The following is a 14,700-nucleotide window of genomic DNA, read 5'->3' as shown; positions in this document are numbered from 1 at the left end:
TTATTGTTCAAAGGTGCAGGCCTTTTGCTGTCCGAGCATGTTATGGTGAAGAGGAAGGCTTTCGCAAGGTTTTTCCCCGGCAAGGCGTCACGAGGTGCTAATGTTCACAAAGCTGGTCTTTTTAAGGATTCTCTTGCCTTTGGCCCTTGTGGTTATTGCACTTGGGCTGGCTCCATTTGGGTGGGCCAAAAGGCTGCGGGCCAAGATTCGTTTCGCCATTTTGTTGCGCCGATTCTTGATTGCCTTCGTGTGTTTGGCTGTTTTGGCCTACGGAGTAGATTATGTGGTCAACAAACTGATCCGCGACAAGGAAGAGTCCCAAATCCAAAGGCAAGGCGGTCGCACAGGAACCCTGCCACCACCCATTCACGGAAGACCTTTGCATTCCCCTTGAACCGCCCTATGTCTCTTTCGCCTATAGGCCGGCTCTTCGACTCCTGGATCCCCGGCGTCGTTTCTAAGAAGCCGCGCAAGAGGGCATCAAGGTCACCCCAGGATTCGGGATGAAGGTGACAGCACGAATCAAGGCCATGGCGTCCAGATGAGGATAATAGCCTTTTTCCACCGCAACAGGATCCCCGAAAGCCACTTGAAACCGGCGTCGGCCAGCGGCGATGTTCTTCCAATCCTTTCGAAATCCTCCCCAGATCCCTTGAATACGAATGGGAAGCACCACAAAGGAGACATATTTGGCAAAAAAGCGCAGAGCCCCTAAGTCTTGCCCCATATGTCCGTTGCAGGACACACATCCCTCAGGAAAGAGAAAATACACTTGGCCTTGTCGAAGTCCTTGAAGGACTTGCCGCACCACGGACCTTTCTCTTATGTTGACACACCCTAGACGCGCCATAAGCCAGCGTTTCCACGGCTTGTTGAAAAGTTCCCTTTTACCCAGAAAAGTCACGGGACCTAGGCGTCGCAGATCCTGGAGTTCGAGCACGGCACAGATGAACAAAGGGTCCCACGCGCTGATATGGTTCGCAATGAGAAGAAGGCCTTGGTTATGCTCCTTTGCCTTGCAACAGGCTTTGGTGATGTTTTCAAGGCCACTGACCTGCGGTTCCAGAAAAAACCGATAGGGTCCACGTACCAGTTTCCATGTGGCTAACTGATATGGATTCATCTTTAACACCTCCTCCTGCCGAACCCTTCAGCTCAAGGCTATCGCGTGTCGCCTTGGATGTTTCTGAAGAAAAATTCGGCACGAGGGGCGCATCACTTGAGCCCCTTTGGGGAGGCATAACGGAGTATCGCCGCCTTGATTTTGAGCGGCTGTGAGGTCTGTGCGGTCAGGTTCGAGCGGCCTTACGCCAGCCCTGGCGTTTGAGAGAGAGCACCTCTTCCTGACGGCGCCGAGTCACTTGGCGAATATATTCCTTGAGGTCCGATCGCTTGAGGGGTTCCAGTTCCTCATGAAGGCGTGCATTTGCTTCCAGATCTTTGGGGGTCAAACCGTACCAGCTGCAATAATCCTGGTCAAAAATTTCTTCTGGGGAATACTGGCTTCGACCCAGACGCTTTCCTAAATAGAACCTGGCCGCCTCCATGTCGTATTCCAAAATCCAGCCCCCGTCTTGGACCATGGTTCGCATGTCCCATCGGGCCAAGGCGGCACATTGAGGGCAGTAAAGATGCACCAAGACCTCTTCGGGTAAGATGCTATCCCGATGAAAAATGTAGGCCTCTTCCCGACCGCACTCACAAGCCCTTTTCTGATGCAGACACATGATGCCCTCCATTCTTCGGCTCGGCCTGCTCGTCAAGGAGTCGACGCACAAAGGGGCGATCCGCCGGTGCCATTGCATAGTGATGAAGATCCTTGAGAGGCACCCAGCGCACTTGGGCATGGACCGAGGGTTTTATTTCACCCAAAACCCAGCGAACCTTGTAGGCCATAAGCCGAATTTCTCCATGATCATACCGGTGTCGATTTTCGGCAAAAAACGAGAGCACCTCCACCTCAATGCCCAGTTCCTCCAGAATCTCCCGGCATAGGCACTCTTCAGGCGTTTCCCCAGGCTCTAAGGTGCCACCGGGGAATTCCCACAGGAAAGCCAGGGTGTCGGACGCAGGCCGTTGAGCTAAAAGCACGCACCCGTCACGTTGGAGAATGGCTGCTGTCACCGTCTTCCTGGTCATACCGAATCACGTTCCGGGGCCGTCTGGCGCGCATAATCACACAAATGGGCAAGGCGGCATCGGTTGCATGAAGGCTTACGGGCTTGGCAGATTTGGCGCCCGTGCAGGATCAGGGCATTGCTGAACCACGTCCATCTTTCGCGGGGCACCAAGTCCATGAGTCGTTTTTCCACAGCCTCAGGCGTCTTATCGGCCACAATGCCCAACCGTTGGGAAACCCGCAACACGTGCGTATCAACGGCAATACCTTCCTGAATTCCGTAAGCGTTTCCCAAAACCATAGCCGCCGTCTTGCGTCCTACGCCGGGAAGCTTCACCATGGCTTCCATGGTCCGCGGAACTTGCCCTGCATGCTTTTGCACCAACTGTTCCGCGCAAGCACGAATAGCCTTCGCCTTGTTGTGATAATATCCCGTCGGGCGAATGATCTGTTCCAGGCTTTCCAAGGGTTCCGATGCAAGAGCTTCCGGAGTTGGGCATTTCTTAAAAAGGGTTTGCGTGACCTGATTAACCCGTTCGTCGGTGCACTGGGCTGAAAGAATCACCGCTATGAGCAACTCAAAGGGATTGCGGAAAGTCAAGGCCGTAGAAGCATCGGGATAAAGCTGTTCCAGGTGCCTCAAAAGCTCCCTGGCACGGTCTTGGTCCTCCATGACGCCGTGACTCCTCGTTTCACGTCACCAATACCAAGGCGGCTTAAGATACTCTTTTCCGACGTCTTTCTTGATACGCCTTGAGATTTTCTGGAATACCGCGCACCTTGGCCGCTTCGCTGCGGGATCGCGTAACCACTTTGGCCGCCAGAGAATCTTTCAGGCGAAATCCCCATTTTTTCTTGTATTCTCGAGGAGTCAGTCCGTGGCTTTTTAGATGATTGGCCGTAATCTGGCGAAACTGGGCCCCACATTCCAGACAGACCACGCTGTGTTCCCCAATGGATTCATAAGGACCTTTACCGAGAACGGGGGCTTTGGCCGGGGCGGCCATTTCCTCACCCTTGCGAATCGTTTCCACGGCCGGCGAAATCTCTTCCGCCGTATCAAGCTCCTGCAGCACCCTGTAAATCCGTCTCAAAGACACCTCGATCTCCTCTGTGGACATCATGCCTGCCGAAGCTTGAGCCTCCACAATCTGCACACACATTTCTAGAAGTCTTTTGCTCATGGGCCTCTCCTCCTTTTTTAATGAACCCTTATGTTTTCCTTTCCATTGGGTAAATACAAAAAGTGGGAGGACATAACAAGGATTTTCTTTGCACCGGTTCTTCATATACTATTTGTGTTGTCTTCAGGTGAATCTAGAGAATGGTCTTCAAAAAGCCGCACCCGGTAGATGGTTTCGAAAACGTCGCACCTCGACACTCTTTTACGAGATCAACAAACCGAGCAAAAAAGGCCGCTCGGTTGGCGGCCCGTGTTTTTAACTTTAGATACCTTTGTGTCGCCGGGTGTTCATGACAGAGGGGGGAGATTCCTCCCCGAGTGCTTGGGCAAGGAGATGGAAATAAAAGAACCTCTCTTCCAAAAGGCTTTAGCTGGAAAGAAACGTTTGTAGTTGATAGACTAAAGCTTTCGAGCCTTAGACGTGCCCTAACAAACGCATGCGTTCTTGAGCCGCCTCTTCACGTTCCTGCTCCAGCTTCTCCCGAAGTCTCCTCAAGGCCTCGAGGCGTTCCTCAAGGGAACTCTCGGTTTCCAGATCCCTTTCCGTACTTGCACGAAGCTTTTCAAGCTTGCCCTTGACCTCCCCCGCTTCCTTTTTAACCTCCCGGATTTTTTCCAACACTTCCTGTTCCCGATAGGTCAACACAGATGATCGCTCTTTACATGTATACGGTTGGCCCGTACTGTCCACGGGAGTCGGGCAGCCGCTTTCGTCTACCGTTTGAAGGAACTTTTTTTCTTGCGCGACCATGGAACCCTCCTTTGCTCCCTGACCGAAGAATTTTTGTCCTGAGCCCGCATGTCCTGAATCTTGTCGCTTCAAGGACGGGTTCAGGCTTGTCCGCCTCCTATGCTTTACTTCTAAGCACGAAATCTTCCAAAGTCACCTCGAAAGCCGGTGTATCTGGATGATTTCATCCATGTGTTTCTGGAAAAGCTGCTTATCCTTTTCCTGCCACGTTTTGAGGAACCTATCGTTGACCCAACCTTCTTCGTGCGCCGCTTCACGTACCGCCAAAACTACCAAATGACCCTGCACATTATGGCTGCAAGCCCGGGAGCAGCTCTGACACTGGAGACAAACCCAAGGAGCGGGAGAGACCATGACATCTCGAGCATAGCCCAGCATGGCAGAGCGCACCAGCACCAGAGGATCCAACACGGTTCGGTCCACACACACAGGGCAGGCATTGCTGCATTCCCCACACGCAAAGCAAGACGCTAAGCGCGTTTCATGGCCGTAATACCGGGCCAACTTTTTCCAGGAGAAGGGTTCCGGAAAGGATTCGCTCGACTGAATTCCTCGGGCTCGATGCGTGGTTTCAGAAAGTAGCTCGGACACCACGGAGGCTCGTTGCCGATGAAGATTTTCCTGAAGACGGCGCCTTTGATCGGAAAGTTCCGTCGAAACAACACGTTCTCGAACGGCTTTCCAACGCAAGAACGCAATGAGCGCCGAGGGTTTGACGGTCATGGGACACACGTGAGAACACTTACGGCATTCCAGGCACAACCAGATTTCAGGGGAACGAAGCAGATCTTCTATCAAACCCAAGTTGGCCATCCATACAAGTCGCCTCGGATCCAGCCCGCGGGTCGCTCGGTTCACCGGACATTCCACAGCGCATGACCCGCAGGTGAAGCAAAGATTGATCTCAGCTCGAACCGCTTCATGGATCCAACGTCGATGCACCGTGTTAGGTTGAAACACGTTCTCCATGACCTCTCCTTTTTCTCCGAGGAACATCCGCCGACACGCCCGCGTTTCGTGCGGAACCATTTCTTGCTTTTTATTCCATAAAGCACACTCCTTCAAGTGACAAAATGTCTTTTTTCACAAGAACCTAGAGCATCAGGATAACATCTTATAGACTCTAGTACGTATGGTTCGAGACAGCCCGAAGCGGCTCCTCATGAAAAATTGGGGGCATGCCATAGTGAATATTGCATAGATCTTAAGGCGCAGATCCTTGCCCAAGACAATTTTTCCGTGTAGGGGCACACCGGTGTGTGCGCCCCCATGACAACCCCTTCCCTGCGGTTTAGCAGGTACACATGGGTCCGCCCCTACGGGTTCTCAATGAGGGCCGCATATCGCCGTCCTTTACCATGGCCCTTCTCATTTAGGTGGATCCACACAACCGCCCCTGCAGGGCCTGGATACCAAGGGCGTGAGATCCTTGACAGAACTACCGAGCGGCTTCTTATTTGGGTGAAGTCATTGCCGCGTAAAGGAGACAACCCACCATGAATGCTTTCAAGCTTCATGCTCCTTGGAAGCCCCAAGGCGATCAACCCCAAGCCATCGAAAAGCTCACTGCCAATCTTCGAGCCGGGGTTCGTGAACAAACCCTTTTAGGCGTCACCGGTTCCGGAAAAACGTTCACTATGGCTCATGTGATTGCTCAAATGCAGAAACCCACTCTGGTGATTGCCCCCAACAAGACCCTGGCGGCGCAGCTTTACGGGGAGTTTAAGGCCTTTTTTCCGGAAAACGCTGTGGAGTACTTTGTTTCCTACTACGATTATTACCAGCCCGAAGCCTATGTGCCTCAGACCGACACCTACATTGCCAAGGACGCTTCCATCAACGAAACCATCGACAAGATGCGCCACGCGGCGACACGAGCCCTTTTGGAACGCCGGGATGTGCTGATCGTGGCCAGTGTCTCCTGTATTTATGGTTTGGGTGCCCCGGAAACCTACCGGGACATGCTCTTATGGGTCAAGACGGGCATGGCCGTGGACCGGGACGTGGTGTTGCGAAAGCTTGTAGAGATTCAGTACGCCCGCAACGATGTGGACTTCCATCGAGGAACCTTTCGTGTTCGCGGGGATGTCGTGGAAATCTTTCCGTCCCATGAAGAAGACCGGGCCGTTCGCTTAGAGTTTTTTGGAGACGAAATCGATGCCATTCGAGAATTCGATCCGTTAACCGGCCGAACGTTACGTTCTCTGACAGAAGTGGCCATCTATCCTGGAAGCCATTATGTCACGGATAAGACCACCCTTGAGAGAGCCATTCAGAGCATCAAAGAGGAACTAACCTCAAGGCTTCAGGAGCTCCGAGCCTCAGGCCTTCTGGTGGAGGCTCAACGTCTTGAGGAGCGCACACGGTTGGATCTGGAAATGCTGCAGGAACTCGGCTACTGTCCAGGTATCGAAAACTATTCTCGCCACCTCACCGGCCGTCTTCCAGGGGAGCCACCGCCGACGCTCCTGGAGTATTTTCCCGAAGATTTTTTGCTCTTTATCGATGAAAGCCACATCACCATTCCACAGCTTCGAGGCATGTATCGAGGGGACCGATCCCGTAAGGAGACTTTGGTCCGTTACGGTTTTCGTTTGCCTTCGGCTTTGGACAATCGGCCTTTGTGTTTTGAGGAATTTGAAGCCAAGGTGCATCAAGTCATCTATGTTTCCGCCACTCCAGGTCCTTATGAATTGGAGCGTACTCAAGGGTATGTGGTGGAACAAATCATTCGCCCCACAGGTCTGGTGGATCCCAAAGTGGAAGTGAGACCCGCGCAACATCAGGTGGATGACCTGATCGGCGAAATTCGAAAAAGGGTCGCTGCAGGACAGAGGGTTTTGGTGACCACCTTGACCAAGCGCATGGCCGAGGATTTGACCGAATACCTTTCGGAGCTGAAAATCCGCGTGCGCTACATGCATGCGGACGTGGACACTTTGGACCGTATCGAACTGGTTCGAGGCCTACGTCTTGGGGAGTACGACGTTCTCGTGGGAATCAATCTGTTACGGGAAGGATTGGATATTCCCGAGGTGTCGCTGGTGGCTGTGCTGGATGCCGACAACGAGGGTTTCTTGCGCTCCGAGCGTTCCTTGATTCAGACGGCAGGGCGGGCTGCTCGTAACGTGGACGGCACCGTGATCCTTTATGCGGACAAGGTTACGGATTCCATTCGTCGAGCCGTCGAGGAAACAGAGCGCCGTCGAGCTTTGCAGCAAGCTTACAATGCCTCTCATGGTATTACCCCACAAAGCATAGAAAAATCCATCGCCGATATTCTGGCTCCATACAGATCCCCTGAAGAGAGTTTTGTTCCTGAGGAAGTGATCCAGGAAGTGCGGGCCATATATACGACTGGAGAAAAGCTGAACCTGGATCAAACCATTGAGCAGCTTGAAAAGAAGATGAAAGAGGCGGCGGCTCGATTGGAGTTTGAAAAAGCCGCGGCGTTTCGAGACGAAATTAAACGGCTGCGACACGAACAGCTTCTCATGCAGTAAAGAGTTCCCGTTTGCGGAACAGGACGTCTATGGCAACACGGGAAAGACCAGGAAAATACCTTGGAGGCTCGTGCCCAAGTGTCAAGGCGTTTTCTCGGCAGGCGGGATTATTTCCGCATTTCACGCTAGCGGTCATCGCCGGTTTACCTTTCGGGTAAACCACGCAGGAAATCATTACAAGGGAATTCTTTGGTGCGCGGATGATCTGTCTTTCATTTGGGGCGGACACATCGGTCCGCCCCTACAAGATGGGCTCGAACACGGACACCTTGTGCACCCTTTCGAGCTTTAAGGTGCTGCCGCTTGTGATGACATTCCCGGAACTTGATACCCGAAGTGCTTTTCAAAGCGTTGGCAAAAGGCCTGCCAGTCAAAAACGTGTTCCTGCGTGCCGTGGTGTTCGACGGCAAAAGATGCCGCGACACTGCCCAGATGGCAGCACATCGCCGGATCCAAACCCAAAGCCAGTCCCTTCAGGAATCCTGCGCGATAAGCATCTCCGGCTCCCGTGGGGTCCACGACGACAGGAGGAGTGACGGCCGGGATAAAGACCTTTTCCTCATGTATACGTAGCACGCTGCCTTCGGGCCCTTGGGTCGTGATGATCAGGCGCACTCGAGACGCCAGATCTGAAAGCTGCCATCGGGTCAGCTTGAGAAAATGGCTCAGCTCATAGTCGTTGGAAATGAAACACAGAGCCCCTTCCACGGCTTCGGCAATTTCTTCGCCGCTCCAAATGTTGAGACTCTGACCGGGATCAAAAACGAACGGCACCCCGCAGGCTCTGCAACGCCGAGCCAATGCCAGCATATCGGTCTTGTTTCCTGGCCCAATGTGGACCAGGGCACCCTGGTTTCCATCGGTCAAAGCCGGTAAGTCTGCACAAAAGGCCATGGCACCAGGGTTAAAGGCCGTGATTTGATTGTCGTTAAGGTCCGTGGTGATGTAGGCTCCGGCAGTGAGCACACCGGAGAGGCGTTTGATCCATTTTGTGTCAAGCCCATGCTCGTGCAGCCACCGTTCATATCGCCCAAAGTCGTCCCCAGCCGTCGCAACAATCCAGGGCTTTTCTCCGAGCAGGCTCAAAGTGTAAGCGATGTTTCCTGCCGTGCCTCCGAATTTTTCCACCAAGCCGTTGATGTTGAAGCACACATTGAGCACATGGATCTTGTTGGGAAGAATGTGGTCCGCAAAATGGCCCGGAAAAGTCATAATACGATCATAAGCCAACGATCCACTGATGTAGATTTCCATGGGCGTTTCCTTTAGTTTTTCAATCAGTTTCAACCCGAGATCGAAACCCTGTCACGACCCTACGGAAGAAGGGCCTTTGGACGAAGAAACATCTTTTTTTCGACGTCGCCCGCGGTGCTTTCCGCCATAAGTTCCCTTGTTTTTTGCCAGCCTGATCTCCTTTTTCGGCGGCTCGGGTCGCCGTCCTCGAGAAGGCCGACGAGCAGCGACATTTTCGGCACGATCCGGCAAAAACCAATCTTCTTCGGGCCAGATCACAGGAATCTTCTGACCCAGCAGTTTTTCCACGTTTTCCAGGGCATACACGTCGTCTTCACCACACAGAGTGACGGCCTTGCCTTCTTTCCCGGCACGGGCCGTTCGGCCGATACGATGGACGTATTCCTCAGGATCCTGAGGCACATCATAATTGATGACATGCGTCACATCTTCCACGTGAAGCCCTCGAGACGCCACATCGGTGGCCACTAAAATGGCGATCTGACCTTTCTTGAAGCGTTCCAGCAATTGCACTCGCCGACTTTGAGGTAAATCCCCTGTGATGCCTCGAGCGGCATATCCGTTGGCCGTAAGCCTTTCGGCGATGCGCAGCGTTTGCACTTTGGTATTGCAAAAAAGAAGAACGCGTTCTGGTTTTTCCTTTTCCAAAAGCCCCAAGAGCAAGGAAAACTTTTCGGCTCGAGCCACATGAAACAGTTCCTGCTTAACCGTTTTCACTACCAATTTTTCTGGGTCCACGGCTGTTTCCACGGGAGCGTTCATGTACGGGTAGGTGATTTCCAGAACGCGTGGAGAAAGTGTTGCAGAAAAAAGCATACTCTGCCGACGATGATAAGGAGGGAGACGTTTGAGAATGTATTGAAGGTCCTTGACGAAGCCCATGTCCAGCATGCGGTCCGCTTCGTCGATGACCAGCAGGGACACATGATTCGTCTTGAAAAGGCCTTGTTTCATGAGGTCGATGAGGCGACCGGGAGTGGCAATGACAATATGCGCCCCTTGTTGCAGGGCCTGAACCTGCTTCTCGTAGCCGACACCTCCGTAGATGGCCGCAAAACGAAAAGGACAATACCGTCCAAGCATCTGAGCGTCGGCTAGAATCTGCAAGGCCAATTCGCGAGTGGGGGCTAGAATGAGGGCATGGCAGTGGGAAGACAAGGGCTGCTTTTTGAGCAAACTTTCAAGGATGGTGATCAAAAACACGGCGGTTTTGCCGGATCCTGTCTGAGCCTGTGCGGCGATATCTTGGCCTTTGAGTGTGATGGGAAGAGATCTTTCCTGAATGGGTGTGCAGCGCAAAAAGCCCGCCTCATGGAGCCCTTGGAGCACCGAAGCCGAAAGCCCAAGGTTGGCAAAAGCCATGCCGGAAGCCAAATCTTCCCGTGCCTTTCTGGGTTCCGGAGCTTCCGGTTCGAGGCCGGTGACGGCGTCCCCTGCCGTTTCGAGATCACGTCGACGCCACCACAAAAGGTGCTGGAACAGTTTTTTGAGAGCCTCAATCACGATAGAGGATTCCTTCACAACCGAAAAGGGACACCTACCACATTCTCATTGGCCATCGAGCCAAAATTTGGCACACTGATTTTGCCTTCATCCATGACGGAACGAAAGGTAGAAAAACAGGGATTCGAAGCTCCTCAAGAAAAGGTCCCTAAGCGCGCATCGAACACCCAAGGCCATGAAAGCAGCACGCTTGGAGTCTATACCAAAAGCCCAAGGCGACAGCAAACGTCAGATGACCCTCGGGACATGTTTTGGCCTTTTTTCCACCTTTGCCGAAAAAACTCCCAAGGAGGTGAACTCATGGCAAAAAAAGAGTCAGGATCCACCACGTGGTTGAAGGTATTGGCAATAGCCGCCGTCTTTTGGCTCTTGGGCACTGAAGGAGCTTTTGCGGCCAAGATTCGCATTACCTTTCACGACGGCAACCGAGTTGAGGTGCCTTACTGTTGGGAAATGAAAGATACAGTCTTTTTTGAAATTCCAGGGGGTGTCGCGGGTATTCCCAAGAGCCAGGTTCGAAGCATTCAGGAGATTGTCGCGGGATCTGAAGTCGCCTACGACACCGTCAAAACCCGCGTACGGACAGCCGCAGCCTCGGATCCCGAACAGCAAAAAGAATGGGTCACGCTTCTTAGAGGGACACCCTCCGACACATCCGCCGAACCCTTATCTTCCGAGGATCTCTCACGACTTCTGGCATCGACGGCTCCACCCCAGGAACCTCCTCAAGCCGTGCGTCTTTACAAGACAAGCTTTTCCCCCAAAGGGGATGTGACCGAATGGATGCGTGTGCAAAAAAACGACGCCGTCTTGGTGGTCAAATATCTCTTGAACGTTCAAGAAGATTTCCAAGATAAGCGTTTCGAGCTCATTCTCTATGACGGACAAGACCGAATCGTGCAACGACAAGCCTGCTCGATTCAACCCGTGAACGTCCCGCAAGAACTTTCGGAAAAGTTGGGCATTCAGGGTCGTTTGTACGCCGTGGTGGCACGCATCAAACCCGATGCGAACATTCGCCGCTATGAGCTGGCCACATGGCGATAAGGTGAGGCATCCTCATCCTTGATCCTTGGCATCCATCCAGGCGAGAATCTTATCGCTCAGCTCAACAGGCAGCGGCTCCGGAACCCCTTCACGCACACACACGAAGTGCATCACGGCTTCGGTGGTGGTTTCCAGTGATTGTTCCATCGTCAACCTTTGGATTCGGTGGACCAGAGAAAGACTGCGCCGCCCCAGACGTGAGACGGCCGTCTGAACCTCGATAAGGTCATCATAGTGCAAGGATTGAACGTAACGACATTCCAGAGCCGCCACGGTTAGATGAAGACCTTGAGCCATGAGGCGCGAATACGGATATTGTAAAGCTCTTAAAAAAGCTTCTCGACCCAGTTCAAAGAGATGAAAATAGCTGCCATGGTACACACCCTGACCCAGATCCACTTCAAAAAGGGGAACACGTAGGCTGTGTGCGTACCAAGGCCCTTGGCATGAAAAGCTGCTGGGCTTTGCCTGTTCCACGAGGCTGTCTCCTAGAAGACAAAGGGGTTCATTTGTTAAATGATGATCATCCCTTGATGTTCGCCCAAAGCCGTGTTAGCCATAATGCGAACGAAGCGCCATCGCCAGATCCCAGAAGGAAGTCAATCCAAAGGCGGACCTCCCATTGAAACCCGAAGCCAGACCCATTTTTCGGCGAAAGAAATCCACGGGCAAAAAAAAGCCTCGCGAAACCGTCACCCGTGAAGGCACGGAATTTCATGTGCGCATGGCGCCTGCGGTGCGCAAGGTTCTTGCGCAGATTGGAGTACCTGAGCCGCAACCCTTTACGCCGGATCCTTTTCAGCTGGAAGCCATCGAAAAGGTCCGGACCGCCGATGTGCTTGTCACGGCCCCCACAGGATCCGGCAAGACTTATATCGCCATTGAAGCGATTCGCGAAATTTTTTTGAAAGGCGGTCGAAGCTGGTATGCTTCGCCCCTCAAAGCTCTTTCCAACGCCAAACTGGAAGAATTTTCTACGGCTTTTGGACCGGAAAATGTTGGGATTCTCACCGGGGATCGTAAGGAAAACCCCGAAGCCCCGATCATCGTAGGGACAACCGAAATCCTTAGAAATCAACTCTACGACGCCATGCATCGCGGTCAAGATCTTCCCGTCGATCTGGTGGTCATGGATGAAGCCCATTACTTGGGGGATCAGGATCGCGGTGTGGTCTGGGAGGAGGTTCTTATTTACCTCCCAAGCCGCGTCCGTCTCTTGTTACTTTCCGCCACCATTCGAAACGCTCATGAGCTTTGCCGATGGCTCTTTTGGTTACGCAAAGAGCCTTGCCTGTGGGTGAACGCCGTAGAACGACCTGTCCCTCTCTATCCCCTGTTCCTTTTTCCCAACGGTGAACTGACGCCTCTAGGGGGACGTCGCGGCCTCTATGGACCTATTGAAAAACTGGATCCTCGTCAGTTCTCTCGAAAAGACTTTCCCGATGTGGCTCACATTTTGGAAGCCCTTCGCAAGGCAAACCTTCTGCCCGCCATCTTCTTCCTCAAGTCCCGAGCCGATTGTGAGCGTGCTATCACTTTGTGTCCTCAAGCCCCACGATCGCCGGGATTCAATGCCAAAGCCTTTACGGCACGGCTGGAGTCCCTGTTAAACAAGTGGCCTTTTCTCAGGGATCATAAACACCTATCCATTCTGAAACGTTCCCGTGTGGGCGCCCATCATGCCGGACAATTGCCTCACTGGAAACTTCTTCTAGAAAACCTCATGCAGGAAGGCTGGCTTGAAGCCATTTTTTCCACATCCACCGTGGCCGCCGGCGTGAATTTTCCTGCCCGCACCGTGGTTATTCCTCAAAGCGATCGTTTCAACGGTCGGGAATTTGTGGATTTGACCGCAACAGACCTTCTTCAGATGACGGGACGGGCGGGACGGCGCGGCATGGACAAAATCGGCTTTGTTTTGGTCACGCCGGGTCGATATCAAAACGTGTCATTGATTCATGACCTTTTGAAATCACCGCCGGATCCCATCGAAAGCCAAATTCGTGTGAACTTTTCCATGGCCCTAAACCTGCTTCTGTCCCATGAACCGCAGGAAATTCGAGAGCTTTTTTCACGAAGTCTGGCCACCTACCAGCATTTGGGTCAAGAAGCCTCCGTCGCGTCCCTCGTGGAATCCTTTCAAAAGGATCTGGCCCCCTGGGAACCTCTCATGGCCTGTAAGTCTATGGATGCCCTGGCGGAGGTTCGGCCTTTGTTCATGCGTTTGGAAGAAGAACAGAAAAAAGCCCATCGAGCGGCTCGAAACCAAGCATTGTTATGGGTCACACAGGGTCTTTTGGTACGCGGTCGACTTTTCTTGAACCGACGAGGAACACCTTACGTGGTCCTGGATCGGGTCGATAAGGGGGAAGACCGAGTCCAGGCGGCACGTTTACGGCTTCCCATCGACTGGCACGGCCAAAGTGTGGAAACCCATTGGGTGCGTGTTCGCCAAATTCGAGAATTGGGCAAGAGATTGGAACAGCTGCCATCCCTTTCGGATCGAAAGGCTTGGGAACGTCTGGCCCAGCGAATGGACGAAGAGCCTTTTCCCTCTCTTTTTGGTCCGCAACATTACGGTGAAAAGCCACAAGCCCTGTCATCCATTACCCGCGACATGGCCCACAGAGCCTTGACCAAAGAAGCGCTTCCATGCCTTCGGTGCGAACTTTTCGGTCCATGCCAAAAAGGGTCCAAGCATCCATTTTCAAGGCTCGTCCAAACCTATTTCACGCATCGTTCCCATATTCTGTCCGTCCAAGAGACGCTTTGGAGATCCTTCACACAGCACTTGAGAATTCTGCAGCAAGAAGGGTATGTGACCCTTGAAGGGCATCTCACCCCGGATGGCCAATGGGCCTCCAAACTGCGGCTGGATCAGCCCCTGCTGGTCTCCGAAGTCATTCGAAAAAGGGTCTTGCCTGAATCGAATCCAGCTCTTCTGGCCGCCCTCATGGCTCCTTTCGTTGTGGATCGGGACCGGCCGGCAGACTCTCAGTTATCGTCGCTTCTGTGGAAATTCCCCGATCTTGCCCGGCCTTACTTCGCCCTTCTGCAAACACTGCATCCTTTAAGGGAAAGGCTGCATGCGGAGGGCTTTGAGACTCCGCCTTTACCTTTTTGGACCGTGGTCACCGTTTTTCATTGGGCCAAGGGCGAAAGTTGGAGTGTGGTCAAGAACCTCACGAGCATCGATGAGGGGGATTTGACCATGGTGATTCTGCGAACCGCGGATCATCTGCGTCAGGTGGAATCACTGACCGAGACTCATCCGCACCTTGCGGCTTCGGCTCGGGAAGCTATCGAAAGGATTCTCCGGGAACCGGTTCTGGTGCCATAA

Annotated in this window: 14 protein-coding genes; 4 read left to right on the top strand and 10 right to left on the bottom strand. The window is 53.0% G+C overall.

Going from position 1 to position 14,700, the window contains the following annotated elements:
- Positions 1 to 100 precede the first annotated feature (100 nt).
- On the top strand, positions 101 to 394 hold the full coding sequence (locus tag WHS46_01120) for a hypothetical protein (protein ID MEJ5347277.1): 294 nt from the start codon (positions 101 to 103) through the stop codon (positions 392 to 394).
- Between the two features lie 63 nt (positions 395 to 457).
- Here WHS46_01120 and WHS46_01115 read toward each other — a convergent pair whose 3' ends face one another.
- The 7 genes from WHS46_01115 to WHS46_01085 all read right to left on the bottom strand — a co-directional run bounded on the left by WHS46_01115 (position 458) and on the right by WHS46_01085 (position 5,022).
- Positions 458 to 1,123 (bottom strand): lysophospholipid acyltransferase family protein, encoded by a 666-nt coding sequence (locus tag WHS46_01115; protein MEJ5347276.1) that lies wholly within the window; start codon positions 1,121 to 1,123, stop codon positions 458 to 460.
- Between the two features lie 166 nt (positions 1,124 to 1,289).
- The gene (locus WHS46_01110; GenBank protein ID MEJ5347275.1) at positions 1,290 to 1,727 is read right to left on the bottom strand and encodes a hypothetical protein; all 438 of its coding nucleotides are present in this window, start codon (positions 1,725 to 1,727) and stop codon (positions 1,290 to 1,292) included.
- The gene (locus WHS46_01105; protein MEJ5347274.1) at positions 1,699 to 2,139 is read right to left on the bottom strand and encodes a (deoxy)nucleoside triphosphate pyrophosphohydrolase; all 441 of its coding nucleotides are present in this window, start codon (positions 2,137 to 2,139) and stop codon (positions 1,699 to 1,701) included. The genes WHS46_01110 and WHS46_01105 overlap by 29 nt, the downstream gene beginning before the upstream one ends.
- A complete protein-coding gene (nth, locus tag WHS46_01100) occupies positions 2,136 to 2,792 on the bottom strand; it encodes an endonuclease III (protein MEJ5347273.1) in 657 nt (218 codons plus the stop codon). Before nth ends, WHS46_01105 begins: the two co-directional genes overlap by 4 nt.
- Before the next feature lie 43 nt (positions 2,793 to 2,835).
- Positions 2,836 to 3,303: a MucR family transcriptional regulator gene (locus WHS46_01095; protein MEJ5347272.1), complete on the bottom strand. Its 468-nt coding sequence runs from the start codon at positions 3,301 to 3,303 to the stop codon at positions 2,836 to 2,838.
- Between the two features lie 414 nt (positions 3,304 to 3,717).
- Complete coding sequence (locus tag WHS46_01090; protein MEJ5347271.1) at positions 3,718 to 4,053, bottom strand: hypothetical protein; 336 nt, start codon at positions 4,051 to 4,053, stop codon at positions 3,718 to 3,720.
- Between the two features lie 132 nt (positions 4,054 to 4,185).
- A complete protein-coding gene (locus tag WHS46_01085) occupies positions 4,186 to 5,022 on the bottom strand; it encodes a 4Fe-4S dicluster domain-containing protein (GenBank protein MEJ5347270.1) in 837 nt (278 codons plus the stop codon).
- Between the two features lie 527 nt (positions 5,023 to 5,549).
- Between WHS46_01085 and uvrB the strand changes: the two genes are divergently transcribed.
- Positions 5,550 to 7,556, top strand: coding sequence for an excinuclease ABC subunit UvrB (gene uvrB, locus WHS46_01080; GenBank protein MEJ5347269.1), 2,007 nt, complete (start codon positions 5,550 to 5,552; stop codon positions 7,554 to 7,556).
- Positions 7,557 to 7,844: 288 nt separating this feature from the next.
- Here uvrB and WHS46_01075 read toward each other — a convergent pair whose 3' ends face one another.
- The gene (locus tag WHS46_01075; GenBank protein ID MEJ5347268.1) at positions 7,845 to 8,810 is read right to left on the bottom strand and encodes a carbohydrate kinase family protein; all 966 of its coding nucleotides are present in this window, start codon (positions 8,808 to 8,810) and stop codon (positions 7,845 to 7,847) included.
- A 51-nt stretch (positions 8,811 to 8,861) separates the two neighbouring features.
- The gene (locus tag WHS46_01070) at positions 8,862 to 10,313 is read right to left on the bottom strand and encodes a DEAD/DEAH box helicase (protein ID MEJ5347267.1); all 1,452 of its coding nucleotides are present in this window, start codon (positions 10,311 to 10,313) and stop codon (positions 8,862 to 8,864) included.
- 300 nt (positions 10,314 to 10,613) lie between these two features.
- Here WHS46_01070 and WHS46_01065 point away from each other — a divergent pair, with 300 nt between their 5' ends.
- Complete coding sequence (locus WHS46_01065; protein MEJ5347266.1) at positions 10,614 to 11,360, top strand: hypothetical protein; 747 nt, start codon at positions 10,614 to 10,616, stop codon at positions 11,358 to 11,360.
- Positions 11,361 to 11,372: 12 nt separating this feature from the next.
- Here the strand turns inward: WHS46_01065 and WHS46_01060 are convergent, their stop codons facing one another.
- Positions 11,373 to 11,837, bottom strand: coding sequence for a thioesterase family protein (locus tag WHS46_01060; GenBank protein ID MEJ5347265.1), 465 nt, complete (start codon positions 11,835 to 11,837; stop codon positions 11,373 to 11,375).
- Between the two features lie 145 nt (positions 11,838 to 11,982).
- Between WHS46_01060 and WHS46_01055 the strand changes: the two genes are divergently transcribed.
- Entirely contained in the window at positions 11,983 to 14,700 is a 2,718-nt protein-coding gene (locus tag WHS46_01055) for a DEAD/DEAH box helicase (GenBank protein ID MEJ5347264.1), read from the top strand.

Origin of the sequence: Desulfosoma sp. (assembly GCA_037481875.1) — a bacterium.
Classification (GTDB): domain Bacteria; phylum Desulfobacterota; class Syntrophobacteria; order Syntrophobacterales; family DSM-9756; genus Desulfosoma.
The sequence above is the reverse complement of the archived record's forward strand: the minus strand, read 5'-3'. Positions and strand labels throughout refer to the sequence as shown.